Source organism: Flavobacterium sp. TAB 87, from assembly GCF_001529295.1.
In the GTDB taxonomy this organism is placed as follows: Bacteria; Bacteroidota; Bacteroidia; order Flavobacteriales; family Flavobacteriaceae; genus Flavobacterium.
On record NZ_LLWK01000034.1, the window covers coordinates 167,244 to 192,027 of the forward strand.

A 24,784-nucleotide genomic window follows, 5' to 3' on the forward strand; every position below is an offset into this window, starting at 1 on the left:
AGCCTCAAAATTAAATCTATTTTGAGGCTTTTTTTTATTAATTTTCGTCTTCTTCGTCTGTCGAATGAGATTTAGAGTAATTTCTCCATTTCTCGATACAGCTTTGAAAATCTTGCGGAAGTTCTGTATCAAACCGCATCATTACTCCAGTTGTTGGATGTTTAAATCCAAGTGTTTTAGCATGCAATGCTTGCCTTGGTAACGCTTTAAAACAATTGTCTATGAATTGTTTGTATTTGGTAAACGTAGTTCCTTTTAGGATTAAATGACCTCCATACCGTTCGTCGTTAAATAAAGGATGTCCGATGTGTTTTAAGTGCGCACGAATTTGATGTGTTCTACCGGTTTCTAACTGACATTTTATCAAAGTTACGTATCCAAAACGCTCTAAAACTTGGTAATGCGTAACCGCTGGCTTTCCTATTTCTGGATCAGCAAAAACGGCCATTTGCATACGATCTTTTACATGACGCGCTAAATTCCCTTCAATTGTTCCGCTTTCTTCTGCCACATTTCCCCACACTAAAGCCACATATTCCCTTTCGGTGGTTTTAGCTTCAAATTGCTTGGCTAAATGCGTCATAGCCGCCTCTGTTTTTGCAATAACCAATAAGCCAGAAGTATCTTTATCAATTCTGTGAACCAAACCTGGTCGCTCAGAACTATTCAGTGGTAAATTCTCAAAATGATAGGCCAAAGCATGAACTAATGTCCCCGTATAATTGCCATGTCCTGGATGTACTACCAAACCTGGCTCTTTGTTTATCAACAACAAAGCATCGTCTTCGTAAACGATATTTAGCGGAATATTCTCAGGAATAATATGATTTTCGAACGGCGGATGCGATAACATAATCGTAATCACATCAAACGGTTTTACTTTGTAATTGGATTTTACCGGAATATCATTTACGTAAATATTTCCTTCAGTAGCGGCATTCTGAATCTTATTTCGAGTAGAATTCTCGATCATATTCATCAGATATTTATCAATTCGCAACAAAGCTTGTCCTTTCGGAATTTCAAATCTATGGTGCTCAAACAATTCTTCTTCTAAATCTAAATTTTCTTTATTACTGTTCATCTGGTGCGTTTTCGTCTCCTGCTTCAATTGTATCATTTGCCTGACTTTCATCAACATAACTCGCTTTCCCATCTCCTAAAACCAAATCGATCTTAGATGCTTTTAGAACGCGGTCTCCTACTTTTAAATTTCTTCCTTTGTAACGCATTTCTAAAACCATGTCTTTTCCAAGATTTGGAATATAGGTAATCGTTCCTTCTTCTAAGCCTAACGCTTTTAAAGTTGGAACTGCTTCACGGTACGTTTTCTCAATTAAATCTGGAATTCGAACAGATGAAAATCCAGAAGCATTAATTTTAATATATATTTTTCGGCCCACTTTTACTTTAGTTCCTGGCTCTGGATCTTGTTCTACTACGCTACTTTTTGGAAACTCGCTTCTATAATCTACGCTATCCAAAAGCACGTAATCCAAATCAATACCATCTAATTTTTTTTCTACTTGCTCTTCTGTCAATTTACGTAAGTCAGGAACAGCTAGCTCATGACCGTGATCGGTTGTAAACGTCAGCCAGTGCATGAATAAATAGATTAAAACAGCGCTTGCACCGAGGGCAATTAAAACTTGCGTCCAAAAAACACGACTTACTAGATATTTACGTAAACTCATAGATTAATTTTTATTGGTGGCAAAGATAAAGCTATTTCGTTTCAAAAAAAATGATAATTTTGTTTAGCATACGTTTAATCGCCGATTCGGTTAGACAATTAACCTATTAAAGTTATCAAATGAAAAACATTGCCATCGTCATGGGCGGATATTCGAGCGAATTTAAAATCTCAATAATTAGCGGTAACGTAGTTTATCAATATTTAGATAAAACGAAATTTAACGCTTATAGAATTCATATTTTAAAAGAGAAATGGGTTTATGTTGACGAAAATGAGACTGAATTTCCTATTGACAGAAACGACTTTTCTACTACTGTCAATGGCGAAAAAATAAATTTCGATTGTATTTTTAATGCCATTCACGGCTCTCCAGGCGAAGATGGTTTGCTGCAGGCGTACTTTGAACTACTTGAGCTGCCGCATACTTCTTGCGATTATTATCAGGCTGCACTAACTTTCAATAAACGCGATTTGCTTTCTGTTTTAAAACCATACGGAATTAAAACAGCTACGTCGTATTACCTAAATAAAGGCGATGCAATCTATACCGACCAAATTGTAACAAAGGTGGGCTTACCGTGCTTTGTGAAGCCAAATAAAGCAGGTTCAAGTTTCGGAATTTCGAAAGTAAAAACTGCCGCAGAATTGCCAATTGCAATTGAAATGGCGTATAAGGAAGATAATGAGATTATTATTGAAAGTTTTCTCGATGGCACAGAAGTTTCGGTTGGCGTAATTAATTACAAAGGAAAAGTGACGGTTTTACCTATTACCGAAATAGTTTCTGAAAATGATTTTTTTGATTATGAAGCGAAATATTTAGGAAAATCCCAAGAAATTACTCCAGCTAGAATTTCAACTGAAATGACTGAAAAAATAGCAGAAATTGCCAAACGTGTTTACGAAATTTTACAAATGAAAGGTTTTTCTCGAAGTGAATTTATTATCGTAAATGAAGAACCGCATATGTTGGAAATGAATACGATTCCGGGTTTAACAACCGAAAGTTTATTGCCTCAACAGGCCGAAGCAGCTGGAATTACATTAGAAGAATTGTTTTCAAACGCAATTGAGTTAGCGATCAAAGAATAATCTCAAGCGCTTAGTGGTATAGATTAGAAAGATTCACAGATTTAGTTATTTCATCACCTTGAGTCTATAAATTTTTACACTACTATTTTATTTCAAAAAATAAAAATAGAGGAAGAAATTATTAAAATTAGCATAAAAACAAATGGAAACATTGGATTGGAAAAGAATATTATTTAATGATTTACCGCCTTACTTTTTAATTGAGGTATTTTTTCGATCGATCATTATGTTTGCTGTATTGCTTTTAGCGTTAAAAATTGCGGGAAAAAGAGGTGTCAAGCAATTGTCTGTCTTTGAAACCGTAATTATAATTGCTTTAGGTTCTGCTGCGGGAGATCCTATGTTGTATGATAATGTTGGCTTGTTGCCCGCTATAACGGTAATCGTGGTAATTATCTTATTTTATAAAGGCATTACATGGCTAACGGGAGTGAGTTCTAAATTTGAACAATTTATAGAAGGAAAAACAGAGTGTATCATTGATGAAGGTGAATTTTCTCTGCGATCATTTAAAAAGGAAAGTTTGGCTCAGGATGAATTTTTTCAGGAACTTCGAATGAAGTCTATTGAGCATTTAGGACAGATAAAGAATGCTTATGTCGAAACTAGTGGGGAAATAAGCACCTTTTATTACCCTGATGAAGAAGTAAAATATGGCCTACCAATCGTTCCTCAGTTATACAATCAAAAGTCGGAGATAGTTACCTATAATGGTACATACGCTTGCTCTTTCTGCGGAAATATACAAGAGTTAACAACGGACGGCGGAACTTGTGAAAATTGCAGCAAAAAAGAATGGGTGCTAGCAATAAAAACAGTACGAATTGCATAACTACTAATTTGCAGTGTTATCCTTTGTACCTTTGAATTAGTAAAATCAGAACTCAAAATAAAAAAATGAGAAAAGCCATATTTCCGGGATCTTTTGACCCGATAACTTTAGGTCACGAAGACATTATAAACAGGGCCATTTCACTATTTGATGAAATTGTAATAGCCATTGGTGTTAATGCAGATAAAAAATACATGTTCTCCCTAGAAGAGCGTAAGCATTTTATCGAGGAAACTTTTAAAAATGAACCGAAGGTAAGCGTAATTACTTACGAAGGTTTAACAATTGACTTGTGTCACCTAATTGGTGCTAATTTTATTTTAAGAGGTTTACGTAATCCTGCTGATTTTGAATTTGAAAAAGCTATAGCACACACCAACAGACGTTTGTCCAAAATAGAAACCGTCTTTTTATTAACCGCTGCCAAAACTTCTTATATTAGTTCGAGTATTGTTCGTGATGTTTTACGCAATGGCGGAGAATATGAAATGTTGGTTCCAGAAGCCGTGCGAGTACAAAAATAAAAAGTCTAATATCTTAAACTTGGCAAACGAAAGATTTAACTGTACTTTCGCCCCAATAATTGAAAATAGAGAGAAATGAGTTTAGATAGAGAATTAAATAAACGCAGCGGATCGAAATGTGAATTGTGCGCAGCAACTGAAAACTTAAAAGTATATCAAGTTTTGCCTACTCAGAAAGGTGGAACTGACGAAGCCATCATGGCATGTGATACCTGTATCGATCAAATCGAAAATGCTGGTCACGAAGATTTAAACCATTGGAGATGTTTAAACGATAGCATGTGGAGTGAACACGTTGCGGTGCAAGTCGTAGCATGGAGAATGTTGAGTCGTTTAAGAAATAACGGATGGCCTCAAGAACTGTTAGAGCAAATGTATTTTGACGAAGATACCTTGGCTTGGGCTCAAGCTACTGGTGAAGGCGAAGATGATGAAAACAAAATTGTTCACCGTGACAGTAACGGAGTTATCTTAGAACATGGAGACTCGGTAGTTTTAATTAAAGATCTAAAAGTAAAAGGATCTAGCATGGTAGCCAAACAAGGTACTGCAGTTAGAAACATTCGTCTCGATCATGAAAATGCCGAATATATCGAAGGGAAAGTCGATGGTCAGCAAATTGTAATCATCACACAGTATGTAAAGAAAATTTAATGCATTTTATCATTACAAAAAATCCGCTACATAATTTAGCGGATTTTTTTTGCTTTATACCCAATGATCTCTTTTAAAACGTAGACGATTTTGAATTAAAAGTGATTAACGAAAAATTTCAAAATATTTTTTTATTATGATTTGTAAATGTTTTCAAAATCTACTTTTGATTCTTAAAAGGGAATTCATTTTTAAAAGATTTCAAATGCATTTGGCTTTTTTCGTAGTCCAAAAAATAAATTTATTATAGGATTAATTTGATTAAAATTTACTATTTTTATTTTCATATTTGGTAACCTAAGCATAGGTTATTGTCCCTGAGCGACTTATAAAAATAGAGAAATTCTTGTTATTATTCGCGCTTTATGATTTGGCTCATAAAGGCATCTCAATGTGCTGAGTTATTTTTACTCATTATAAACAAACGCTTTACGAACATTAAAAAATAAAAATTAGTAAACATGAAAAGAGAAAAAAAACTCTGGATTGCATTTGCCTTTGTCGTGGGAATTTCTTTCGCGATACTGGGGTATTACGGCTACGAAATATATCAAAAAGCACCTCCTATTCCTGAGAAAATTATATCAGAAGATAATGCCACTGTTTTTACTGCACAAGAAATTAAAGACGGTCAAAACATTTGGCAAAGTATTGGTGGACAAGAATTGGGATCAATTTGGGGACACGGAGCTTATGTTGCACCCGATTGGACTGCAGATTGGTTGCACCGTGAGGCACTTTTTATATTAGACAAATTGTCTCAACAAGAATACAAAGTAGACTACGCTAATTTATCAGAAGAGCAGCAGTCAGTAATGAAGATTCGTTTGCAAGCTGATGTTCGTAAAAACACCTACAACGATGTTACGAAGACGATCACAATTTCTAGTAATCGAATTGAAGCTATTGCTTCTTTAAGTAAGCATTATGAAGGATTATTTATGGATGATCCTAGTTTTGATCAACTGCGTCATGATTATGCAATACCGAAAATGTCAATCAAAGAGAAAGAAAAAATGCATAAAATGAATGCTTTTTTCTTTTGGGCAACTTGGGCAACCGTAACCAATAGACCAGATGGTGTTATCTCTTACACGCACAACTGGCCTGCTGATGATTTGGTTGGAAACGTCGCTACAAAAGACCTACTGGTTTGGTCTGGAGTTAGTATTATATTATTGATACTATGTACGGGTCTTTTAATTTTTTACCACGTTAAATCTGGTAATGAAGAGCATTTAGAAACACCGGTTAGCGATCCTTTATTAAAACAAGGAATGACGCCATCGATGTTTCAGATTAAAAAATACTTTTGGATAGTTAGTTTACTAATCGTTTTACAAGTTGTTTTTGGGGTCATTACAGCGCATTATGGTGTAGAAGGAAATGGTTTCTACGGAATTCCTTTAGACCAATACCTACCCTACTCGGTTACTAGAACGTGGCACACACAGTTGGCAATCTTCTGGATTGCTACAGCTTGGCTGGCTACAGGTTTGTACATTGCTCCAGCAGTTTCAGGGAAAGATCCTAAATACCAAGTATTTGGAGTTAACTTTCTATTCTTTGCTTTATTAATCATTGTAGTGGGTTCTATGATTGGTCAATGGTTTGGAGTAATGCAAAAATTAGATCTTGTAGACAATTTCTGGTTTGGACACCAGGGTTACGAATATGTTGACTTAGGTCGTTTTTGGCAAATTTTCTTATTAGTTGGTTTATTCTTGTGGTTAGCTTTAATGATACGTCCTCTCATTCCTGTACTTAAAAAAGGTACGGAAGAGAAAAACTTAATCATTATGTTCTTAATTTCCTGCGCAGCTATTGCATCATTTTATGCAGCTGGTTTAATGTGGGGAAGACAAACTAACTTAGCGATCGCCGAATACTGGAGATGGTGGGTTGTTCACTTATGGGTTGAAGGTTTCTTTGAAGTTTTTGCGACCGTCGTTATTGCGTTTTTATTTGTTCGTCTTGGACTTCTTAAAACAAAAACCGCTACTATTAATGTTATTTTTTCAACTATTATTTTCATGTCAGGTGGAATTTTAGGTACTTTTCACCACTTGTACTTTTCTGGTACGCCAACAGCTGTTATGGCATTTGGAGCTACGTTTAGTGCATTAGAGATTGTACCTTTAGTTTTAATTGGATATGAAGCATATCACAATTACACGCTTTCTAAAGCAACGACTTGGATTGTCGATTACAAATGGCCTATCTATTATATGATTGCAGTAGCTTTCTGGAATTTCTTAGGTGCTGGTGTTTTTGGTTTTATTATTAATCCACCAATTGCATTATACTATATCCAAGGTTTAAATACAACAGCTTTGCATGCGCATACTGCTTTGTTTGGTGTATACGGAATGTTAGGAATTGGATTGATGTTATTTGTATTAAGAAGTTTATACCGTCAAGAAGTATTCAATGAAAAATTAATGAAATTTATATTCTGGACAATTAACATTGGTTTATTATCGATGGCTTTAATGAGTTTACTGCCAGTAGGTATCTTACAAGCAATTGCAAGTATCGAACACGGTATGTGGTATGCACGTTCTGCAGAATTCATGCAATTACCAACAATGGTAACTTTAAAATGGTTGCGTGCTATTGGTGATACCATTTTCGGAATTGGAATTCTATCTCTTTGTTATTTTGTTTTTGAATTGACTTTCAGAAAAACTAAAAAATAAAGCAGTACACTATATTTAACAAATCAATTTTAATTTTAAAAAATGCAAGATCAACAAAAGATCTTGCATTTTTTTTTTAAAGAAAGAAGCGCTGCTACTTTAAGTACCAACGCTTTTGAATATTTTATGAAATTATTTAAACAGACTGACTGTCGTGCTTACCTTCCCTAATTTCTTCCACCATCTTTTTATTAAATGCTGGTAAATCGTCTGGATTTCTACTTGTTACTAATCCATTATCTACCACAACTTCTGAATCTTCCCAAAATGCACCGGCATTTTTCAAATCGTTTTTTATAGAAGAAAACGAAGTTACTCTTCTTCCTTTAAGTACATCTGCATCTACAAGAATTTGAGGTCCATGGCAAATAGCTGCAACTGGTTTTTTACTTTGAAAAAAGTCCCGAACAAAATTAACTGCCTGCTCCTCTCTTCGTAATTGATCTGGATTAATAACACCACCCGGTAGCATCAATGCATCATAATTTTCAGATTTTGCTTCGTTAAGTACAACATCAACTTTGTATTCATTACTCCAATTGCCATCGCTCCACGCTTTAATAGTTCCAGCTTTTAAACTTACTATATCTGCGGTCCAACCTTCATTTTCTAAGTATTCTTTAGGTGATTTTAATTCACTTTCCTCAAACCCATTTGTTGCCAATATTGCTATTCTCTTTTTCATAGTACTATTTTTAATGTATTTATATTTCACTTTATTAAAGTTAACTATTACAAATAATCGTAAAGCACTGTTTGTATTAAAGTTATCCTAAAAAATGTTAAGTAAAGAGACATCGCAAAAACAACTAGGAATATTGTAGTTTTTATGCACAATTATGTAAAATATCGCTTTCGCAAAGGTTGTACTTTTAAAAGAAATTTTACAATGAAAAAACAATCGTATTCAAATCATATTCGATTTTATACTCCGCACCATTTTATCTATTACCCAATTATCATGGCGCTAATTGCAGCCTCTGTGTATTTTGCTTTTACTGAAACAAATACCTTATTATGGACTTTTATAGCAATTGTATTTGTAGTGCTGTTTTGTTTGGCTTTCATGGTTCGACAACATTATGCTTTAACATTGCAGAATAGAATCGTAAAGCTAGAAATGCGATACCGTTATTTTACATTAACAAACAAAAGATTCGAAAACATAGAATTTAGATTAAGTGAAAGTCAAATATTTGCATTGCGTTTTGCACCTGATGAAGAATTAGTGGCTTTAGTACAAAAGGCTATTTCAGACAATCTTTCTGCAACTCAAATCAAAAAAGCTATTACTAATTGGAAAGGTGATTACGAACGCGTATAAAGCAATTCATAATTTTAAATATTATATTTCAAAAGAAAAAGCCCGCACACTTAAAAATCAGTTTGCTGGCTTTTTTGATTCATTATAATTTAGGAAGAGAATTACAATTTTTTAGCTTCATTCCAAAACACATCCATTTCGGCTAAAGTCATATCTGCCAAAGGTTTCCCTAATTCTGACGCTTTTGATTCTAAATATTGAAAACGTTTGATAAATTTTTTATTCGTTCGTTCTAAAGCATCTTCTGGATTTATCTTTAAAAAACGAGCGTAATTAATCATAGAAAATAAAACATCTCCAAATTCTGCTTCCATTTTATCTTGATCGCCAATTGCAACTTCATCTTGTAGCTCCTGCAATTCTTCTTGTACTTTATTCCAAACTTGATGTGGCTCTTCCCAATCAAAACCAACGCCCTTTACTTTATCTTGAATTCGACTAGCTTTTACCAAAGCAGGCAAACTTTTAGGAACCCCTTCTAAGACCGAAATTCTCCCCTCTTTTAATTTCAGTTTTTCCCAATTTTGCTTTACTTCCTCTTCGTCTTTGACAACAGTATCGCTGTAAATATGTGGGTGACGAAAAATTAATTTCTCGCAAATTTCATTGCAAACATCTGCCATGTCAAAATCGTTGGTCTCACTACCAATTTTGGCATAAAAAACAATATGTAAAAGTAAATCGCCTAGTTCTTTTTTTACTTCATTTAGATTATTATCTAAAATAGCATCACCTAACTCGTACGTTTCTTCTATGGTGAGGTGGCGCAGAGACTGCATGGTTTGCTTTTGATCCCATGGACATTTCTCACGTAAATCGTCCATTATCGTAAGAAGTCTCTCAAAGGCTTCGACTTGTTTTTCTTTGCTCATAATTTTGACTTTTAAAGTATTCGTAAAAATAAAAAATCCTGTCAAGAAGTACTCAACAGGATTGTATATTAAATTCGAAAAATTTTTATTCTTCTTCAGCTTTAGCTGTTTTCTTAGCAGCTGGCTTTTTTTCAGCAACTTTTTTCTCAGCAGCTTTTTTTTCTTCTTCCAAAACAGGAGTTTCTTCTGCAGATTCTGCAGCGGCTGGAGCTAAATCAGTAACCAGTCCTTTTCCTTGAAGCATGTTGTACCAGTTCAAAATCTTTTTAATATCTGATGGATATACACGATCTTCATCGTAGTTTGGCAGCACTTCTTTAAAATAAGCCAATAGCGTAGCATTGTCCTCTTTATGAGAAATTGCTGGACCTTTATCTTCTTTGTCTGCAATTAATTTCATTACTTCCGCCAATGGTTTTTCACCTTCGTACGTGTAGATTGAAATTTCAGACAATAAACTTACATTGCTTTTTAAACTTACCGTAACTTTTTTACCATCTACTAAAGACTCAGCAACAAAACCCGTACGAGTTTGAACTTTAAGTGCATATAAACCTGGTTTTCCAGAAATAGCTAAAATTTTTTCTAAATTCATTTTTATATAATTTGTATTAAGAATTCGGTTGTATGAATAAATAGGTCAAAAACAAGAAATTACCTTCCTTTTTTTCCAAAAAACTTCATGCGATAGTCTTGGAATGTTTTACCTTCTATAATGTTTTTTAATTTCTTTTGAATCAAACGCTTTTTTAGTGAAGATATTTTGTCTGTAAATAAAACGCCTTCAATATGATCATATTCATGCTGAATTACACGTGCAATCAATCCGTCAAAAACTTCAGTTTTCATAACGAAATCTTCTTCACAATATTCTATTGTAATTTTCTCGTGACGAAATACATCTTCACGAACATCAGGAATACTTAAACAACCTTCATTAAATGACCACAATTCACCTTCTTCTTTGATGATCTTAGCGTTAATGAATGTTTTTCTAAACGATTTTAATTCTTTTTGTTCCTCTTCTTCCAGATCTTCATCGTCACTAAATGGAGCGGTATCAATAACAAATAATCGTAGAGGCAAAGCAACTTGTGGAGCAGCTAAACCAACACCACAGGCATTACTCATCGTTTCGTACATGTTGGTAATAGTCTCTTTTAAATTTGGGTGTTCTGCCGTAACATTTTCCCCAACTTTTCTTAAAACAGGATCACCATATCCTATAATCGGTAAAATCATTTGTGTAGTATTACTATTATACTTCTAAAAAAAAATCTGAAATTTGTTATCAGAATTAAGTTCGCAAAAGTAGTAAAAAATAATAATGATTTAGCCAAAGTATCCTTTTATATAACATTTATTTGTAAGTTTAATTAAATCAAAGTCTGCTTTATAATTAATTGTTTCGTACAATTCTTACCTTTGCTAGTAAACCCATAAACATGCTCCAAAAAATACGTAAACACACCAATAGTATCGCTTTTGTAAACGCATTAAAAATTACAATTGCGGCCGTGGTGCCAGTCATATTTTTTAGTTGGTTGGGTTATTTTACCATTGGTTTTGCGGTAGCTCTAGGCGCTTTTTTTGCTTTTCCAACGGACATTCCGAGTTCGATAAGACATAAGATCAATGGGCTATTTGTGGCATCCTTAATTTTTGCTGGAATTAATATTTTGGTTAATATATTTATTCCCTATCCCATTATTTTTTATCCGTTTTTGACAGCTTTACTTTTTCTGGCTTCGATGCTAACCGTTTACGGTCAGCGAGCAACTATGGTTTCGTTCTCGGCATTATTAGCGATTTCTTTATCATTTGCACATATTCACGAAGGTTGGGATATTTTAATTTATGCCGGATACACCTTTGCGGGAGGTATGTTTTTCTTATTGGTCTCTTTAATTTTTCATTACCTTCAACCGCATCGATATGCCGAAATCGAATTAGCAGCAGTTATAAAATTAACCGCAAAATACTTGAAACTTCGAGGTGATTTATGGAGCCCAGGCGCAAACAGACAAAAAATTACCGAGAAACAGCTTAATCTTCAAGTCGAAGTCAACACCATACACGAAAACCTTCGAAAAGTACTTTTTAGCGATAAAATAAATTCAGGAATCTCGGCTCAAAGTAAAAAAATGTTGATTGCTTTTATCACTTTAGTCGAAATTCAAGAGTTAGCTTTATCTACTTCTTTTGACCACGATAAGTTGCAAGGATACTTTAAGAAAAACCCAGAAGTGCTGTTTGCGTATCAAAACTTAGCTTATAAGCTGGCGAATCGATTGAATAAATTAGCCAAGAGTGTCCACAAACCTGTTGCCTATAGTTCTAAACACGATATAAATGATGCTTTAAAGAAACTTGAAAAAGGGATTCAAATTTATAAAAATGATCCGCACGTTACAGATCGCACTGAAGGCGTATTGATGTTAACCAACATGTCTAAATATGCTAAAAATCAGGTAGAAAAAATTAGAATTGTTGATCGTGCTTTTTCGATGGCGGTAAAATCATTTGATTTTAAAGAACGAAATAATAACTTGGAAAAGTTTCTTACGCCACAGTATTATCCTATTCGTACGCTAATTGAAAATTTAAGTTTTTCATCTACTTTATTTCGTCATTCGCTGCGTTTAACTTGTACAATCATGGTCGGTTTTATAATAGGCCAGTTTCTACCTTTTCAAAATGTGTATTGGATTTTAATGACGATCGTTGTTATTATGCGCCCTGGTTATGGTTTAACCAAAGAACGTTCGTACAACCGAATTTTCGGAACTGTTTTGGGTGCTATAATTGCATTCGGAATTGTTTCTTTAGTAAAAAACAACACAGCCATTAGCATTTTTGCGATTATGTGTATGCTCATCGGGATTTCTTTTACGCAAAGTAATTACAAAGTTGGTGCTACTTTTATTACGATGTATGTTGTATTTGTGTACGGAATCGTTACTCCTAATATTTACGAAGTCATTCAATTTCGAATTATTGATTCGGTAGTTGGTGCTACTTTGGCATTTTTAGCTAATTATTTTTTATGGCCTTCTTGGGAATTTTTAAGTACCAAACCATTCGTGACGCGCTCCGTCGAAGCCAATCGAGATTACCTCAAAGAAATTGCAGTTTTTTACAACAACAAAGGTATTGTTTCATTAGATTATCGCTTGGCGCGAAAGAAAGCTTTTATCGAAATTGGAAATTTAATGACCTCTTTTCAACGGATGTTACAAGAACCAAAGTCGAAACAAGCGTTACTACCGCAAATAAATAAGTTAGCAGTGATGAATCATTCCTTATTGTCTGCTACTGCATCTCTAGGAACTTATATTCAATCGCACGAAACGACTTCGGCTTCAGACGCTTTTAACTTTATTGTAGATACTGTTATAAAAAAGCTTACTGCAGCTGTCGCTATACTCAAAGGAGAACCTTTTATTTTTGACTCCGAAAAAGATGAAGAAGCCTTAACACTTCGTTTTCAAGAATTAAAAAAAGTTCGTGAAAAATTGTATGCAGATCAAAACTCCCAGTTAGAATCAGAAACAGACGATTACAGACAAGAAGTACAATTGGTTATTGAGCAACTTACTTGGATGAATAATATTTCTGATAACATTTTGAAGGTCACAAAAGAATTTGTGTCTGGTAACCATCTGTAACAAAAATGTTTGACGGTAAATTAAAAACTCTTATTACTTACATTAAACTCTTCAGCTTAAGGCAATAAAATAATTCAGCTGCCATTTTTGTGTTGCCAATGCTTGCTTACTCGTTGCGATATCCCAAGGTGCATACAATCTAATTGCCCTTTTTCCTTCTTTAACTGCTGTAGAGAAAACTCCCTGCTGAAATAAGACATCTTGAGGAAATAAAAATAGACCTAAATGACTTTTGTTTTTAACTAAAACAGCAACATAATCAATCGCATCTGTGGCATCAAAAGGTGCTATTATTTTATTCGGATTCCTTTTCCACAACGTCACAAATTGACCAATTTTGGTGGGTGTAATTTTTGCTTGTCGATATACAATTAATTTAGTGTTTAGTGCAAATCGACAAGCATTGTACTCTTTACTTTCTTTTTCAATGAGTACAGTTTGATAATTGAAAGGTTCAGTTAATGAAAAATTCTTACTTAAAAAAGCAACGCAAAAACATGGTATGATTCTCTCTAAATTCAAAAAAATAAAATTAGAATTTACAATTCAATTGACTCACCAATTTCTAAAAGCATCAAATCTTTTTGGTTGTCAAAAAACTTTTTGATAGCTGCTTCATGATCAATTTCGATATAACCAAAAGTATCAAAATGATACCCTAAAATTTTATCGCATGCTACAAAGTCAGAAGCAATAATAGCATCTTCTACATCCATTGTAAAATTATTACCAATAGGTAAGATTGCTAAGTCTAATTTTGTTCTAAGCGGAATTAGCTTCATGTCCATCGTCAATGCCGTGTCGCCCGCAATGTAAATGTTTTTATGTTCGCCTTCGATTACAAAACCACCCGGATTTCCACCGTAACTTCCGTCTGGGAAAGAACTAGAATGAATGGCGTTCACATATTTTACCTTTCCAAAATCAAACTGCCAACTTCCGCCATGGTTCATTGGGTGCGTTTTAAAGTCTTTATTACCGTAATAACCCGCAATTTCAGCATTAGAAACAATAGTTGCATCGGTTCTTTTTGCAATAGCCTCTACATCCAAAACGTGATCGCCGTGCGCATGAGTCAGCAAAATGTAATCTACTTTTAAAGAATTTATATCAATGTGTGATGCACTCGGATTTGCCGAAATATAAGGATCGACTAAAATATGCTTTCCCCCTACTTCTATTCCTAAAGAAGCGTGACCGTAAAATGTAATTTTCATAATCTATCAATTAAAAGTTATAGGTAAACAATAGCGCTTTTAACGGCCGCCAAGAAATAAATTTACAAAAATATCAGAAAGCAATGAAATCATCGATACCGATAAAAGTAGGGAAAGTAAAAAAGTACTCAATGCTAATTTTTTTAATTCAGGATCCAATAATCTTGGTTCTTTGTTATTGGCCACCGTTTTTAAATGAGCCAACATCGGAATGAACGCTAAAACAAATAAATATTGGTCTAAACGAAAATCACTTAGAAAGGAAAACACTACAACCGAAATAATAGCGGTTAACACCAAGAAATAATGATAATTTTTGGCTTTTTTTCCTCCCATTTGCACTACCAATGTATTTTTATTTGATTTTCTATCCGATGCTTCGTCTCTCATATTATTAAGATTTAAAACGCCAACGCTCAATAAACCAATGCTTACAGCAGGTAAAATAAGTAAAGGATCCAGCTCTTTTGAATACAAAAAACTCACACCCAAAGTACTTACCAATCCAAAAAAAACAAAAACAAAAGCATCTCCTAAACCTCTGTAACCATAAGCAGAACGACCAACAGTGTAACGAATTGCTGCTGTTATGGCTGCAATTCCTAAAATAAGGAAAAACAACGAATACACAAAGTTTGACACGCCAAACGCAAAGTAAATTAAGGCTATTGCAGATAAAAGTGTTAAAAATGAAGTAAGAACAATAGCGTTCTTCATTTCCTTAGGAGTTATTTTTCCACTCTGAATTGTACGTTGTGGTCCTACTCTGTCGGCATTATCAGTTCCTTTGAGTCCATCGCCATAATCATTGGCGAAGTTAGATAGCACTTGCAATCCTAAGGTTGTTAATAAAGCAAAACCTAAAATTTTCCAATCAAAAACGTCTGTAGGTGTGTATATGTCTGCAGGCGGATTGGCTAATGCAAAGATACTTCCAACAATAATTCCAGACACAGATAAGGGTAATGTTCGCAATCTTGCCGCTTCAATCCAATGTTTCATTATACTTTATTTTATTATTTATTTTTAAATTTACTTTTGCAAACTACATCCAATTGCTGTCTGACGTTTCCATTTTGTACAACCACAGGTTTGTAAATTGCTTGATAGCGGTAAAATTTCCCAATTGAAAACTCAACCTTCCTCCTGCAGTATGCAAAGTTAAAGAACCAATATTACTATTTTGATGCCAAAAAAGCTGCGAGGTTGTAATTGCTTGTATTTTACTGACAACAATTATTTTGTTAGTAATATCCCAAGCGCCACTTTGATGAATTATAAAATCATCTTTAATAAAAAGACGGTTGTTTTTAAATAGAAAATACTGAATCATTCCAACAAATAGAACTAAAAATCCCAATACGTAATCAGCCGTTTCCATTTTCTCTAATAAAAAATCTCTGAGAAAATAGTACGCTAGTACTGGTAAACCAATCGATATAAAAATAGAAAAACCAAGTTTTCTAAAATTAGGTTTTAATTGCACTCCTTTTTCGGGAATCTTTTGAAAAAGCAACTTTAAAATAGCGTCTCTTTCTACCGTATTACAACCCGGAATTTCAATTGCAGATTGGTGTTCTTTGGTTTCTCCTCCAGTCGCTTGTGTTATTTTAAGCCCTAAAACATTCATTTTTTTTTGAAAAAAATTCTGAGTGATACTCGCGATCTGAACTTTTTCTGGCTTTAAAATAGTGCTCTTAGTATTTAACAGTCCGAAGGATAATAATAAAGAACCATTTTGTTTGGCAATACTATAATCAAAATAAGTAAAAATCGTCTTTACCAAATTTACTATAATAATGGACAAAAAGAAAACTACACATAGCAGTAGACTTAATCTTAATACCTGACTTGTATTGACATAATTTTCTACATTCTCTAATTCTAAAACATCTCTACCAGTAAATCGCTTGAAATAATCAAGAATAGTAAGTAAAAAAGCCAATATGATCAAAAAGCTTTTAAGGTAATTTCTCGTAATTCCAATTTTTAATAAACTTAAAAAACTAATTTTGAGGAAAGGAATTTCAGTTTTGGCAAATTCTTGATTGCGATTGCCATCTAACTCATCACTTACAGAATTGCCCACAACTATTTTGCTTTCATTCAATAATAATTGTGCTTTCAAATCTAATGCTAAATCATGAGCAATTGCTTTGATATGCACTTCTTTTTTACTGGAACCAGCCGTGTCTGCAGTTAATTCATAAACTCCAAATAGTCTTTGAATTAAAGATTGATTGACGTTTACTTGCTGAATCTTATTAAGCTGTATGGTTGTTTTCGTTTTATTAAAAACACCTTCGGTTATTATAAATTCATCATTTTCTTGATTAATATAAAAGGTGAAATTTAAATATTTCAAATAAGAAATAAAACTAACAATAATTACAAAACATAGAATTGCAGCAAAAAAATAAACCTTATTTATTTCGTTAAATTTCAAAATCCAAATTACAAAAAGAGGCCAAATCGCTCTAATGTACTGTTTAAGTGCATACAGAAACATCACGAAAATACCTAAAATAGATTGACGCTGTGGCTGAGTAAAATTGGCTTTCATTATAATTGTTTTTGAATTTTCCCCATAAGCAATTGTTTAATGTTTTCAGCTTGTTCTTTTGCAATTCCTGGAATCTGAATGTCACTAGCACTTCCGCCTGCGGTAAATATTTCAACTTTTGCTAAACCAAAAAATCGAGAAAGTAAACCTTCATGCAGAGCCACGTGTTGGACACGATTATACGGAATTACAAGTGTATTAGTAGCAATAATTCCATGTCTGAATAAAACATCATGATTGCGAAAAGCAAACCCCTTTTTTTTATAGTTTACTCTCGACAAAAACAAAACTACAATTAGCACGATGACAAATAAGGCTATAAATTGTCCTTTAAATGGAGCCAGTTCTATAGTAAAATACAAAAGAAAACCAAGTCCAACAAAAAGTAGCGCAAAGAATATAAATAATTCTAATAGTACCACTTTCCAAAAATTGGGGTGCAGCAACGAAAATTCGACTTCCTCAAACTTTGGAAGTAATGTAGTATCTAAAGTTTCATTTGTAAAATCTTCCATTCTCTATTTTAAATTCATATTATAAATCTCAAGTTCCAATATTGAAACTTGAGACTGTAGTTATTATTATGGTAACCATTTATTTTCGCCAAAGTTTGGTTTTCTTTTTTCCAAAAATGCATTTCTTCCTTCTTTTGCTTCTTCAGTCATATAGGCCAAACGCGTCGCTTCACCTGCAAAAACCTGCTGTCCAACCATTCCGTCGTCTGTCAAGTTCATTGAAAATTTTAGCATTTTTATCGAAGTTGGCGATTTTTGTAAAATTTCTTGTGCCCATTGGTAAGCAGTACTTTCCAACTCCTCATGCGGAATGACAGCATTTACCATTCCCATATCCATCGCTTCTTGAGCAGAATAATTTCTTCCTAAAAAGAAAATTTCACGTGCTTTTTTCTGCCCCACCATTTTAGCCAAATAAGCCGATCCGTAACCTCCATCAAAACTAGTTACATCAGCATCCGTTTGTTTAAAAATTGCGTGTTCTTTACTCGCTAACGTTAGGTCACAAACCACGTGCAAACTATGTCCGCCACCAACAGCCCAACCAGGAACTACGGCAATAACCACTTTAGGCATGAAACGAATCAATCGCTGTACCTCTAAGATATTTAAGCGATGTTGACCGTCTTCGCCCACATACCCTTGATGTCCACGTGCATTTTGATCACCTCCGCTGCAAAAAGAGTAGACTCCGTCTTTAGTAGAAGGACCTTCGCCAGTTAATAAAACAACTCCTATCGAAGTGTCTTCTTGGGCATCGTAAAAAGCTTGGTATAATTCGGAAGTCGTTTTAGGTCGAAAAGCATTTCGAACATTGGGTCTATTAAAAGCAATTCGTGCAACACCATTGCATTTCTTATACGTTATATCTTCAAATTCTTTGGCAGTAATCCAATCCATTTTATTCTATATTAAAAAAATTATAGTGTAAAAATAAGGCATTTTTTAGAGATACAAGCACTCCAATAAAAGGAAGCGCATTATACAATTGCTGCAAATGGCAGTAAATCGAACAATTTCTAAAATAAATTGTAGCTTTTGAGTGAAATACATTAAATAAGTTGTATCTTTAGAATCTAGTAATCAACCAAATGACCTTATTTTTGGTTCTGCTAGATTGAAGTATTTTCACTGATTTATTAACCTAAAAAATGATTTTTTTGAGACACTTGAAACAACTTGTCGCTCATTTTCATAGGGTTTTAGATACCAAAACTACGATTAATGAGCAAATGTTTAGTTCTGTTGACGTAATTGTAAAAAATAAAAAGTAACACCAACGGTTAACTGCAAGATTAATAACGTCGCATTCTATTTAAAATTTATAAGAATTTAAAAGCGATAATTGATTTTGAAATGAAAGCTAGAAACCAATGGGTCTACCGTAAAATTTGTTTAGACAATTAAATTAGCACAACAACATTTAAAAGACAACCATCAAAAGATACTGCTCTTTTATAACAATGAAGAAGATCTATAATTACTAAACTTTAAAGAGTAGCTTTTCTAATTTTATCTGATGATGTAACGCATTAATTTTATTTTTGTTTTTACTAATTACAATTTTTTTTAAAACTTAAATAAAGTAGAAAGGCCAATCAATTCTGATTGGCCTTTCTTATTTTTATAACATGTATTATTCTTTTTGTATCAAATAAATTCCGTCTTCTTTAATTTCAATCAATTTTTCCCTATATAAAGAGCCAATTGCCTTTTTAAAGGTTTTTTTACTCATCTTAAGAACTGTTTTTATGTCTTCTGGATGCGAATTATCATTTAATCTTAAAAAACCACGGCTAGCACGAAGCTCATCCATAATTTTATCTGCATTGGGTTCGATACTTTGATAACCTTGAATTTGTAATGCTACATCAATTTTATTATCGGGACGAATATTTTTAATATATCCACGCATTCTGTCTCCAGTTCGTATGGCATCATCGTATACTTCATCCTTATAAAGCAAACCTTTGTGCTGTTCATTAATGATCACATTAATTCCTAACTCCGTAATGTGCGATACAATTAAATCTACTTCTTCTCCATTTTCAACCGTAAGTTGATCGTTTTTTAGAAACTGGTTTAATTTACTCGAAGCCACCAAACGATTGGTTTTTTCGTCCAAATAAAGGTAAACCAAATAACGCTTGCCTTTTTCCATTGGACGCGCTTGCTCTTTAAACGGAACTAATATGTCTTTCTCCATTCCCCAGTCCATAAAAGCGCCTACCTGATTGGTATAATTAACTCGTAAAAGAGAAAATTCATTCAACAAAATATAAGGCTCTAATGTGGTTGCAACAGGTCGCTCTTCGTGATCCAAATATGCAAAAACAATTAGTTCCTCTCCAATTTCAAATTCATTTGGAACGTATTTGTTGGGTAATAATATATCATGAAGTCCTTCTGGATCTTGTTCCGGATTTCCCAAAAACAGACCCACTTTGGTATCACGTAATATGGTAAGTGTATTGTATTTTCCTATTTCAATCATTTTTCTTAAAATTCTTAGTCGATTGCGACTTGATAATGTGCAAAGGTACAAAGATTAAATTAAAAATTAATTTTGAAATACACTTATAAAATCCTAATTTTATAACTAAGTCTTACAGTCTTATTTTACTAGAAACAACAGATCATTTTTGTCTAAGAATAAAAATTTCGCACACCTAAAAAAATAATTTTTATATGAAATAAAACCCCAAGTTACAAATAACACGTAGCAATACGTTTTACAATTACCTTGCTTTTTAAAAAATTTGAAATGAAAAGCGAGATATACAATTTTAACCAATAAATTTAGAGAAACAAAATGAAAAAAACATTTCATACTGTATTATTAGCCGCAGTAGTAGGATTAACATACTCGTGCAAAAACGAAACGAAAGAAATTAACAATCCAAAAGCAACCGAAGTAGTCGATGAAACAACAGAACACGATCATGGCGACAGCACTAGCCTTGTCTTAAATGATGGAGAACGTTGGGATGCAAACGCAGAAACAACTACGGGTGTTAACAATATGATTGCGCTCATGAATTCTTTCAAAGAAAAAGAAAACGTTACCGCTTATCCAAAATTGACTCAAGATTTGAAATCCGAATTTAAAATGATTTTCGAAAAATGTACGATGACAGGCGAAGCGCATGATCAACTGCATAATTTTTTAATTCCGATAAAGGATCTTTTAGAAACACTTCCTTCTTCAGATTTGGCCGTAGCTCAAAAAAGTTATGATGAATTAAGTACTCAATTATCAATATACAAAACATACTTTAAATAATGAAAACAGCCTCTTTAAGAACAGACCTTCAATACAATGAAGATAAAGTTTCGATCAAAGTAATGATGGAAACAGAAACGTCAAAAGAAATTAGAATCCTTTTTAGAAAAGGACAAACGATGAAAGAACACAAAGCAGGATACCCTATAACAGTAGAAATTCACGAAGGAACAATTACTTTTGGTGTAGAAGGCGAAAAAATGGTTTTAAAAACTGGCGATTTAATTTCATTAGACGCTAATGTTCCTCACGATTTACTTGCAGAAGAGGATAGTATTGTGAGACTTACTTTATCCAAATCTGACAATGTAGAAAGAGTTGCAAAAGTAGTCGAATAGTTAGGACACCACATCTTTTGCTTGAAAGACGTATTTCAAATTTTGTTCTTCAATTTAATTGTTCTGATATTATAAAAAAATCGAACAGAATTTGAGAATAAAATTTCAATTACGTCTTTTTAAATTATAACACAAAAAGTGTTCAACAACTTAAAAGTAAGAATCACACTTCTTCAATTGTCAAGCGGAAACATTCTTTTATTCTTGCAAAATAAATTTTATATGAAGTTTAAAATCTTTTTATTTCTCACTCTCCTACTTTCAACTATTTCTTATTCCCAACAAAAAAGTGATTGGATTCGTGTTGAAAATTATGATGGATCTAAAATCGGTTATAAAGATATTAATGGAAACGTTAAAATTGCAGTCGATTTAGAAACAACGTTTGCACCCCCAAAATATTTTAATCATATCATTCCGATATTTGATCTTAACAATCATAATTATTATCTTCTAAAAAATAAACAAAAAATTGCTCTCGACAGTGTTTATATTTCTTCTGATTATGAGTTGGATTGCGAGCGTGAAAACAAAATTCGGTTTAGAGATAAAAAATCAAGAAAAATAGGATTTTTAAATCAGAACGGAAACGTTATTATTCCAGCACTTTATAATTATGCCGCCCCTTTCTATAATAATCTTGCTGTCGTTTTAAAAAATGCAACTAGAACTTGTTTAGAACAAGGTGTGGACAGTCTAAACTGCGAACATCCAATTTTTAAAGGCGGAATAACTCAGTTAATAAACGATAAAAATCAGTTGGTTGTTGATAGCATTGATACCGCCATTGCTACAAACTTAAATTGGTATTCTCTACACGTTAGCGCCACGAATAAAGAACAAATTAATCGAGTTAGTTTTAAAGGAGTAAACGGCGATTTTTATTCTTTTATTGATTATGATAAGGAATTTAAAAATTGGTTTTTCAACACTTTTGTGCCAGTAGTCAACCAAAGGTCAATAAAGCAATTAGAGAAATTGAGTTTTATAGAACTAACAACATGGTCTGAAAATGAGCAAATTTGGAAAAACAATAAAAATTCGGAAGTAATTAATTCTGAGTTCGTAGAAAAGTTGGTTTCTAAAGTTCAGTTCTTACTTGAAAATCCTAAAAATTCATTTTTCAATTCAAGCGATCTGAATCCGTACATTTATCAAAATAAAAACTACGATGAGTTTTACGATTGCAATGGCAATTTATTTAAAGAAAAATATCCTGCCTATAGTTTTTATATTAATTATGTAGATGCAAATCAATCGTTAGAATATCAGGAATCAATAGCTTTTATCAAAACCGAAAAAGGCTATAAACTATTTACCTATTCGTTTAAAAACTAAAAAAAGCACCGTAAAGGTGCTTTTGTGTTGGATATAGTAAGATTCACTAATTATAAACACTTTCTTTTTTGAAATGGACAGTTAACAAATAATACATTACTGCTCTGTATTTGTTTCTATTAGAGCGGCCGTATTGCTCAATAACTTCCTCTATTGCCGCATCTAAATCTTCGCTGTCGCTCAGTCCTAATTTTTTAATTAAAAAATTATTTTTTACCGTTGCTACCTCTTCTTTACTAGTGGCAGAAACCGTTGCCGAATCAGCATTGTAAATGGATGGACCACAACCGATGGTAACTTTTGTCAATAAATCCATATCAACAGTTACTCCGCATTTGTCTTTTAAATCTGACTCATACTTTAAAATTAATTCTTCTCTAGTGCTCATAAGTAATTTTTTAGGTTGATTATTATTATAAAATTATTTCTAAATTTAAACAAATTATAGGTGCCAATTACTTAATTAATAGGAAGTTCTGTAATGCCCTTAAACCAACTCTCTAAAAAACTGCATTAAAACCAAATCATTGACAATTGTTGGTGTAAATACTTCAAGAATACAAGGTGCATCGTTTTTAGCATATAATAATTCTAAACTTTCAGTTAGCGTATCTTCGTCTGTTGCCTTTAGATACTCGAATTGGTACATTTTTGCTAAATGTTCTGCAGTAAATTTGTGAGAGGTCTCGAAAAAAGTATTAAAAACGGGCGCTTCTTGATGTCCTGGTAAGATTCTGAATATGCCGCCGCCGCCATTATTTACTAAAATGATTTTGAAGTTCTTAGGAATATAATTGTTCCAAAGTGCATTGCTGTCGTACAGAAAACCAATATCTCCTGTTATAAAAACCGTTTGCTTCTCGCTGGCATGTGCTGCTCCAATTGCGGTAGAAGTACTGCCATCGATTCCGCTGGTTCCACGATTGCAAAATACTTCGATCGTTTCATCAATTGTAATTAACTGCGCGTAGCGAATGGCGGAACTGTTGCTAATTTGCAATTGACTGTTTTTGGGTAAACTGCCAATTACTTTTTCAAAAACCTTGAAATCAGAAAATTCAATTTTCGAAAGATATTCATTGGTCCTTATTTTTCGCAATTCCACTACTTTTTCAATGTTTGAATAATAGTCGCTGTGCATGACCTGGGTTTTCTTCAAAAAAGTGTCAAAAAATGCATTAGGCTCCATTTTGATATGATTCGATAATGCTCCAAAAGTATCGTATGCGCGCAAAATATCGATATGCCAATGTTCTTTGGGTTTGTATTTTCTTAAAAAAGCTTTGATGCGTTTAGAAACAATCATTCCGCCAAAAGTCACTAAAATATCCGGTTGCAATTCTTTAAAATCAGCATCGTTAAAAGGCGTAATCAAAGTATCAATGTGATCGATAAAAGTAGGATGGTGCAAGTTAGAAGTCGTCTCGGTAAAGACCACAACCGACTCGTCATTGCCAAACCTTTCGATCGTTGCTGCTGAAATAGAATTGGGTTCGTTAACTCCAACTAAAATCATTTTTTTGCTGGCTTTATTCCAGCTTGACAGCAATTCTTCCAAATTAGGAATAGCGGTTGTCTGATTTTCTTTCACGGAAGTGGAAATAAATGAATGTACAGACAAAGCTGAAACCGTCTCGTACAAAGGTTCTTCAAAAGGCGCGTTTATGTGCACTGGACCTTTCTTTGAAATTGCCATTTCGATGGCTTCATTGATTTTCACATCATTTTCTACCGAAGCATTCTCGGTTAAATTGGCATTGTAAACCGTATGATTTATAAAAACATTTTCTTGTCGAATGGTTTGTCCGTCACCAATATCAATTTTACTTTGCGGACGATCTGCAGAAACTACAATAAGCGAAATCTCGCTATAAAAAGCCTCAGCAATTGCCGGATAATAATTTAACAAAGCCGAACCAGAAGTACAAACCAAGACAGTCGGTTTTTTTGTTTGCTGCGCTATGCCCAGTGCAAAAAATGCAGCGCAACGTTCATCAGCAATACTGTAACTTTTGAAACTTGCATTACTGGCAAAACCAATTGTTAAAGGTGCATTTCTAGAACCAGGAGATATGATAATTGTATTGATCTCTTTGGCCAAAAAAATCTCTAATATACTTTGCGCAAGCGCTATTTTAGGGTAAATCATGTATTCGGATTTGAAAGACG

The 24,784-nt window shown here is 33.4% G+C and carries 25 protein-coding genes; 10 read left to right on the top strand and 15 right to left on the bottom strand.

Going from position 1 to position 24,784, the window contains the following annotated elements; all coding sequences use genetic code 11:
- Positions 1–37 precede the first annotated feature (37 nt).
- Entirely contained in the window at positions 38–1,084 is a 1,047-nt protein-coding gene (locus tag AP058_RS06400) for an RluA family pseudouridine synthase (RefSeq protein ID WP_066308051.1), read from the bottom strand.
- Complete coding sequence (locus AP058_RS06405; RefSeq protein ID WP_066308053.1) at positions 1,074–1,694, bottom strand: PASTA domain-containing protein; 621 nt, start codon at positions 1,692–1,694, stop codon at positions 1,074–1,076. Before AP058_RS06405 ends, AP058_RS06400 begins: the two co-directional genes overlap by 11 nt.
- 119 nt (positions 1,695–1,813) lie before the next feature.
- Here AP058_RS06405 and AP058_RS06410 point away from each other — a divergent pair, with 119 nt between their 5' ends.
- The 5 genes from AP058_RS06410 (at position 1,814) to AP058_RS06430 (ending at position 7,497) form a co-directional block, all read left to right on the top strand.
- Complete coding sequence (locus AP058_RS06410; protein WP_066308056.1) at positions 1,814–2,788, top strand: D-alanine--D-alanine ligase; 975 nt, start codon at positions 1,814–1,816, stop codon at positions 2,786–2,788.
- Positions 2,789–2,930: 142 nt separating this feature from the next.
- Positions 2,931–3,620 carry a DUF421 domain-containing protein gene (locus tag AP058_RS06415; protein WP_066308058.1) on the top strand — a complete coding sequence of 230 codons (690 nt, stop codon included), beginning with the start codon at positions 2,931–2,933 and terminating at the stop codon, positions 3,618–3,620.
- Positions 3,621–3,685: 65 nt separating this feature from the next.
- The gene (gene coaD / locus AP058_RS06420; RefSeq protein ID WP_066308061.1) at positions 3,686–4,144 is read left to right on the top strand and encodes a pantetheine-phosphate adenylyltransferase; all 459 of its coding nucleotides are present in this window, start codon (positions 3,686–3,688) and stop codon (positions 4,142–4,144) included.
- A gap of 75 nt (positions 4,145–4,219) precedes the next feature.
- Positions 4,220–4,798: an alkylphosphonate utilization protein gene (locus AP058_RS06425; RefSeq protein WP_066308064.1), complete on the top strand. Its 579-nt coding sequence runs from the start codon at positions 4,220–4,222 to the stop codon at positions 4,796–4,798.
- 461 nt (positions 4,799–5,259) lie between these two features.
- Complete coding sequence (locus AP058_RS06430; protein WP_066308066.1) at positions 5,260–7,497, top strand: nitric-oxide reductase large subunit; 2,238 nt, start codon at positions 5,260–5,262, stop codon at positions 7,495–7,497.
- Positions 7,498–7,633: 136 nt separating this feature from the next.
- Here AP058_RS06430 and AP058_RS06435 read toward each other — a convergent pair whose 3' ends face one another.
- Positions 7,634–8,182, bottom strand: a complete 549-nt coding sequence (locus tag AP058_RS06435) for a type 1 glutamine amidotransferase domain-containing protein (protein ID WP_066308310.1) — start codon at positions 8,180–8,182, stop codon at positions 7,634–7,636.
- A 204-nt stretch (positions 8,183–8,386) separates the two neighbouring features.
- Between AP058_RS06435 and AP058_RS06440 the strand changes: the two genes are divergently transcribed.
- Positions 8,387–8,821: a DUF6526 family protein gene (locus tag AP058_RS06440; RefSeq protein WP_066308313.1), complete on the top strand. Its 435-nt coding sequence runs from the start codon at positions 8,387–8,389 to the stop codon at positions 8,819–8,821.
- 101 nt (positions 8,822–8,922) lie between these two features.
- On the opposite strand, the gene mazG is transcribed toward AP058_RS06440, so the two are convergent.
- The 3 genes from mazG to def all read right to left on the bottom strand — a co-directional run bounded on the left by mazG (position 8,923) and on the right by def (position 10,935).
- Positions 8,923–9,693 (bottom strand): nucleoside triphosphate pyrophosphohydrolase, encoded by a 771-nt coding sequence (gene mazG / locus AP058_RS06445; protein ID WP_066308318.1) that lies wholly within the window; start codon positions 9,691–9,693, stop codon positions 8,923–8,925.
- Between the two features lie 85 nt (positions 9,694–9,778).
- The gene (locus AP058_RS06450; protein WP_066308068.1) at positions 9,779–10,288 is read right to left on the bottom strand and encodes a DUF5606 domain-containing protein; all 510 of its coding nucleotides are present in this window, start codon (positions 10,286–10,288) and stop codon (positions 9,779–9,781) included.
- A 59-nt stretch (positions 10,289–10,347) separates the two neighbouring features.
- Complete coding sequence (gene def, locus AP058_RS06455) at positions 10,348–10,935, bottom strand: peptide deformylase (protein ID WP_066308072.1); 588 nt, start codon at positions 10,933–10,935, stop codon at positions 10,348–10,350.
- Positions 10,936–11,138: 203 nt separating this feature from the next.
- Here def and AP058_RS06460 point away from each other — a divergent pair, with 203 nt between their 5' ends.
- Positions 11,139–13,361: an FUSC family membrane protein gene (locus tag AP058_RS06460; RefSeq protein ID WP_066308076.1), complete on the top strand. Its 2,223-nt coding sequence runs from the start codon at positions 11,139–11,141 to the stop codon at positions 13,359–13,361.
- Between the two features lie 51 nt (positions 13,362–13,412).
- On the opposite strand, the gene AP058_RS06465 is transcribed toward AP058_RS06460, so the two are convergent.
- The 7 genes from AP058_RS06465 to AP058_RS06495 form a co-directional block, all read right to left on the bottom strand.
- A complete protein-coding gene (locus AP058_RS06465) occupies positions 13,413–13,883 on the bottom strand; it encodes a MepB family protein (RefSeq protein ID WP_066308080.1) in 471 nt (156 codons plus the stop codon).
- A 17-nt stretch (positions 13,884–13,900) separates the two neighbouring features.
- Complete coding sequence (locus AP058_RS06470; protein WP_066308082.1) at positions 13,901–14,578, bottom strand: metal-dependent hydrolase; 678 nt, start codon at positions 14,576–14,578, stop codon at positions 13,901–13,903.
- A 39-nt stretch (positions 14,579–14,617) separates the two neighbouring features.
- Entirely contained in the window at positions 14,618–15,580 is a 963-nt protein-coding gene (gene menA / locus AP058_RS06475) for a 1,4-dihydroxy-2-naphthoate octaprenyltransferase (protein WP_066308085.1), read from the bottom strand.
- Between the two features lie 43 nt (positions 15,581–15,623).
- A complete protein-coding gene (locus AP058_RS06480) occupies positions 15,624–17,141 on the bottom strand; it encodes a PH domain-containing protein (protein ID WP_066308088.1) in 1,518 nt (505 codons plus the stop codon).
- Entirely contained in the window at positions 17,141–17,656 is a 516-nt protein-coding gene (locus AP058_RS06485; RefSeq protein WP_066308091.1) for a PH domain-containing protein, read from the bottom strand. The genes AP058_RS06480 and AP058_RS06485 overlap by 1 nt, the downstream gene beginning before the upstream one ends.
- 66 nt (positions 17,657–17,722) lie before the next feature.
- Positions 17,723–18,556, bottom strand: coding sequence for a 1,4-dihydroxy-2-naphthoyl-CoA synthase (locus tag AP058_RS06490; RefSeq protein ID WP_066308094.1), 834 nt, complete (start codon positions 18,554–18,556; stop codon positions 17,723–17,725).
- 736 nt (positions 18,557–19,292) lie between these two features.
- A complete protein-coding gene (locus AP058_RS06495) occupies positions 19,293–20,150 on the bottom strand; it encodes a S1 RNA-binding domain-containing protein (RefSeq protein ID WP_066308096.1) in 858 nt (285 codons plus the stop codon).
- A gap of 318 nt (positions 20,151–20,468) precedes the next feature.
- Between AP058_RS06495 and AP058_RS06500 the strand changes: the two genes are divergently transcribed.
- From AP058_RS06500 to AP058_RS06510, 3 genes are all read left to right on the top strand, one after another.
- Positions 20,469–20,939: a hypothetical protein gene (locus AP058_RS06500; protein ID WP_066308099.1), complete on the top strand. Its 471-nt coding sequence runs from the start codon at positions 20,469–20,471 to the stop codon at positions 20,937–20,939.
- Positions 20,939–21,277 (top strand): cupin domain-containing protein, encoded by a 339-nt coding sequence (locus tag AP058_RS06505; RefSeq protein ID WP_066308101.1) that lies wholly within the window; start codon positions 20,939–20,941, stop codon positions 21,275–21,277. Before AP058_RS06500 ends, AP058_RS06505 begins: the two co-directional genes overlap by 1 nt.
- A 222-nt stretch (positions 21,278–21,499) precedes the next feature.
- Positions 21,500–22,615 carry a WG repeat-containing protein gene (locus tag AP058_RS06510; RefSeq protein ID WP_066308103.1) on the top strand — a complete coding sequence of 372 codons (1,116 nt, stop codon included), beginning with the start codon at positions 21,500–21,502 and terminating at the stop codon, positions 22,613–22,615.
- Positions 22,616–22,661: 46 nt separating this feature from the next.
- On the opposite strand, the gene AP058_RS06515 is transcribed toward AP058_RS06510, so the two are convergent.
- Positions 22,662–23,003 (bottom strand): DUF2853 family protein, encoded by a 342-nt coding sequence (locus tag AP058_RS06515; RefSeq protein WP_066308105.1) that lies wholly within the window; start codon positions 23,001–23,003, stop codon positions 22,662–22,664.
- A 99-nt stretch (positions 23,004–23,102) separates the two neighbouring features.
- Complete coding sequence (gene menD, locus AP058_RS06520; protein WP_066308108.1) at positions 23,103–24,764, bottom strand: 2-succinyl-5-enolpyruvyl-6-hydroxy-3-cyclohexene-1-carboxylic-acid synthase; 1,662 nt, start codon at positions 24,762–24,764, stop codon at positions 23,103–23,105.
- Between the last annotated feature and the right edge of the window lie 20 nt (positions 24,765–24,784).

What these genes read in the sequence shown, in the direction of transcription:
- AP058_RS06470 (WP_066308082.1), bottom strand. Translation starts at nt 14,578, where the DNA reads ATGAAAATTACATTTTACGGTCACGCTTCTTTAGGAATAGAAGTAGGG.
- AP058_RS06425 (WP_066308064.1), top strand. Translation starts at nt 4,220, where the DNA reads ATGAGTTTAGATAGAGAATTAAATAAACGCAGCGGATCGAAATGTGAA.
- AP058_RS06415 (WP_066308058.1), top strand. Translation starts at nt 2,931, where the DNA reads ATGGAAACATTGGATTGGAAAAGAATATTATTTAATGATTTACCGCCT.
- AP058_RS06505 (WP_066308101.1), top strand. Translation starts at nt 20,939, where the DNA reads ATGAAAACAGCCTCTTTAAGAACAGACCTTCAATACAATGAAGATAAA.
- mazG (WP_066308318.1), bottom strand. Translation starts at nt 9,693, where the DNA reads ATGAGCAAAGAAAAACAAGTCGAAGCCTTTGAGAGACTTCTTACGATA.
- AP058_RS06480 (WP_066308088.1), bottom strand. Translation starts at nt 17,141, where the DNA reads ATGAAAGCCAATTTTACTCAGCCACAGCGTCAATCTATTTTAGGTATT.
- AP058_RS06515 (WP_066308105.1), bottom strand. Translation starts at nt 23,003, where the DNA reads ATGAGCACTAGAGAAGAATTAATTTTAAAGTATGAGTCAGATTTAAAA.
- AP058_RS06410 (WP_066308056.1), top strand. Translation starts at nt 1,814, where the DNA reads ATGAAAAACATTGCCATCGTCATGGGCGGATATTCGAGCGAATTTAAA.
- AP058_RS06435 (WP_066308310.1), bottom strand. Translation starts at nt 8,182, where the DNA reads ATGAAAAAGAGAATAGCAATATTGGCAACAAATGGGTTTGAGGAAAGT.
- AP058_RS06485 (WP_066308091.1), bottom strand. Translation starts at nt 17,656, where the DNA reads ATGGAAGATTTTACAAATGAAACTTTAGATACTACATTACTTCCAAAG.
- menD (WP_066308108.1), bottom strand. Translation starts at nt 24,764, where the DNA reads ATGATTTACCCTAAAATAGCGCTTGCGCAAAGTATATTAGAGATTTTT.
- AP058_RS06405 (WP_066308053.1), bottom strand. Translation starts at nt 1,694, where the DNA reads ATGAGTTTACGTAAATATCTAGTAAGTCGTGTTTTTTGGACGCAAGTT.
- AP058_RS06460 (WP_066308076.1), top strand. Translation starts at nt 11,139, where the DNA reads ATGCTCCAAAAAATACGTAAACACACCAATAGTATCGCTTTTGTAAAC.
- AP058_RS06440 (WP_066308313.1), top strand. Translation starts at nt 8,387, where the DNA reads ATGAAAAAACAATCGTATTCAAATCATATTCGATTTTATACTCCGCAC.
- menA (WP_066308085.1), bottom strand. Translation starts at nt 15,580, where the DNA reads ATGAAACATTGGATTGAAGCGGCAAGATTGCGAACATTACCCTTATCT.
- def (WP_066308072.1), bottom strand. Translation starts at nt 10,935, where the DNA reads ATGATTTTACCGATTATAGGATATGGTGATCCTGTTTTAAGAAAAGTT.
- AP058_RS06450 (WP_066308068.1), bottom strand. Translation starts at nt 10,288, where the DNA reads ATGAATTTAGAAAAAATTTTAGCTATTTCTGGAAAACCAGGTTTATAT.
- AP058_RS06430 (WP_066308066.1), top strand. Translation starts at nt 5,260, where the DNA reads ATGAAAAGAGAAAAAAAACTCTGGATTGCATTTGCCTTTGTCGTGGGA.
- coaD (WP_066308061.1), top strand. Translation starts at nt 3,686, where the DNA reads ATGAGAAAAGCCATATTTCCGGGATCTTTTGACCCGATAACTTTAGGT.
- AP058_RS06510 (WP_066308103.1), top strand. Translation starts at nt 21,500, where the DNA reads ATGAAGTTTAAAATCTTTTTATTTCTCACTCTCCTACTTTCAACTATT.
- AP058_RS06490 (WP_066308094.1), bottom strand. Translation starts at nt 18,556, where the DNA reads ATGGATTGGATTACTGCCAAAGAATTTGAAGATATAACGTATAAGAAA.
- AP058_RS06495 (WP_066308096.1), bottom strand. Translation starts at nt 20,150, where the DNA reads ATGATTGAAATAGGAAAATACAATACACTTACCATATTACGTGATACC.
- AP058_RS06500 (WP_066308099.1), top strand. Translation starts at nt 20,469, where the DNA reads ATGAAAAAAACATTTCATACTGTATTATTAGCCGCAGTAGTAGGATTA.
- AP058_RS06400 (WP_066308051.1), bottom strand. Translation starts at nt 1,084, where the DNA reads ATGAACAGTAATAAAGAAAATTTAGATTTAGAAGAAGAATTGTTTGAG.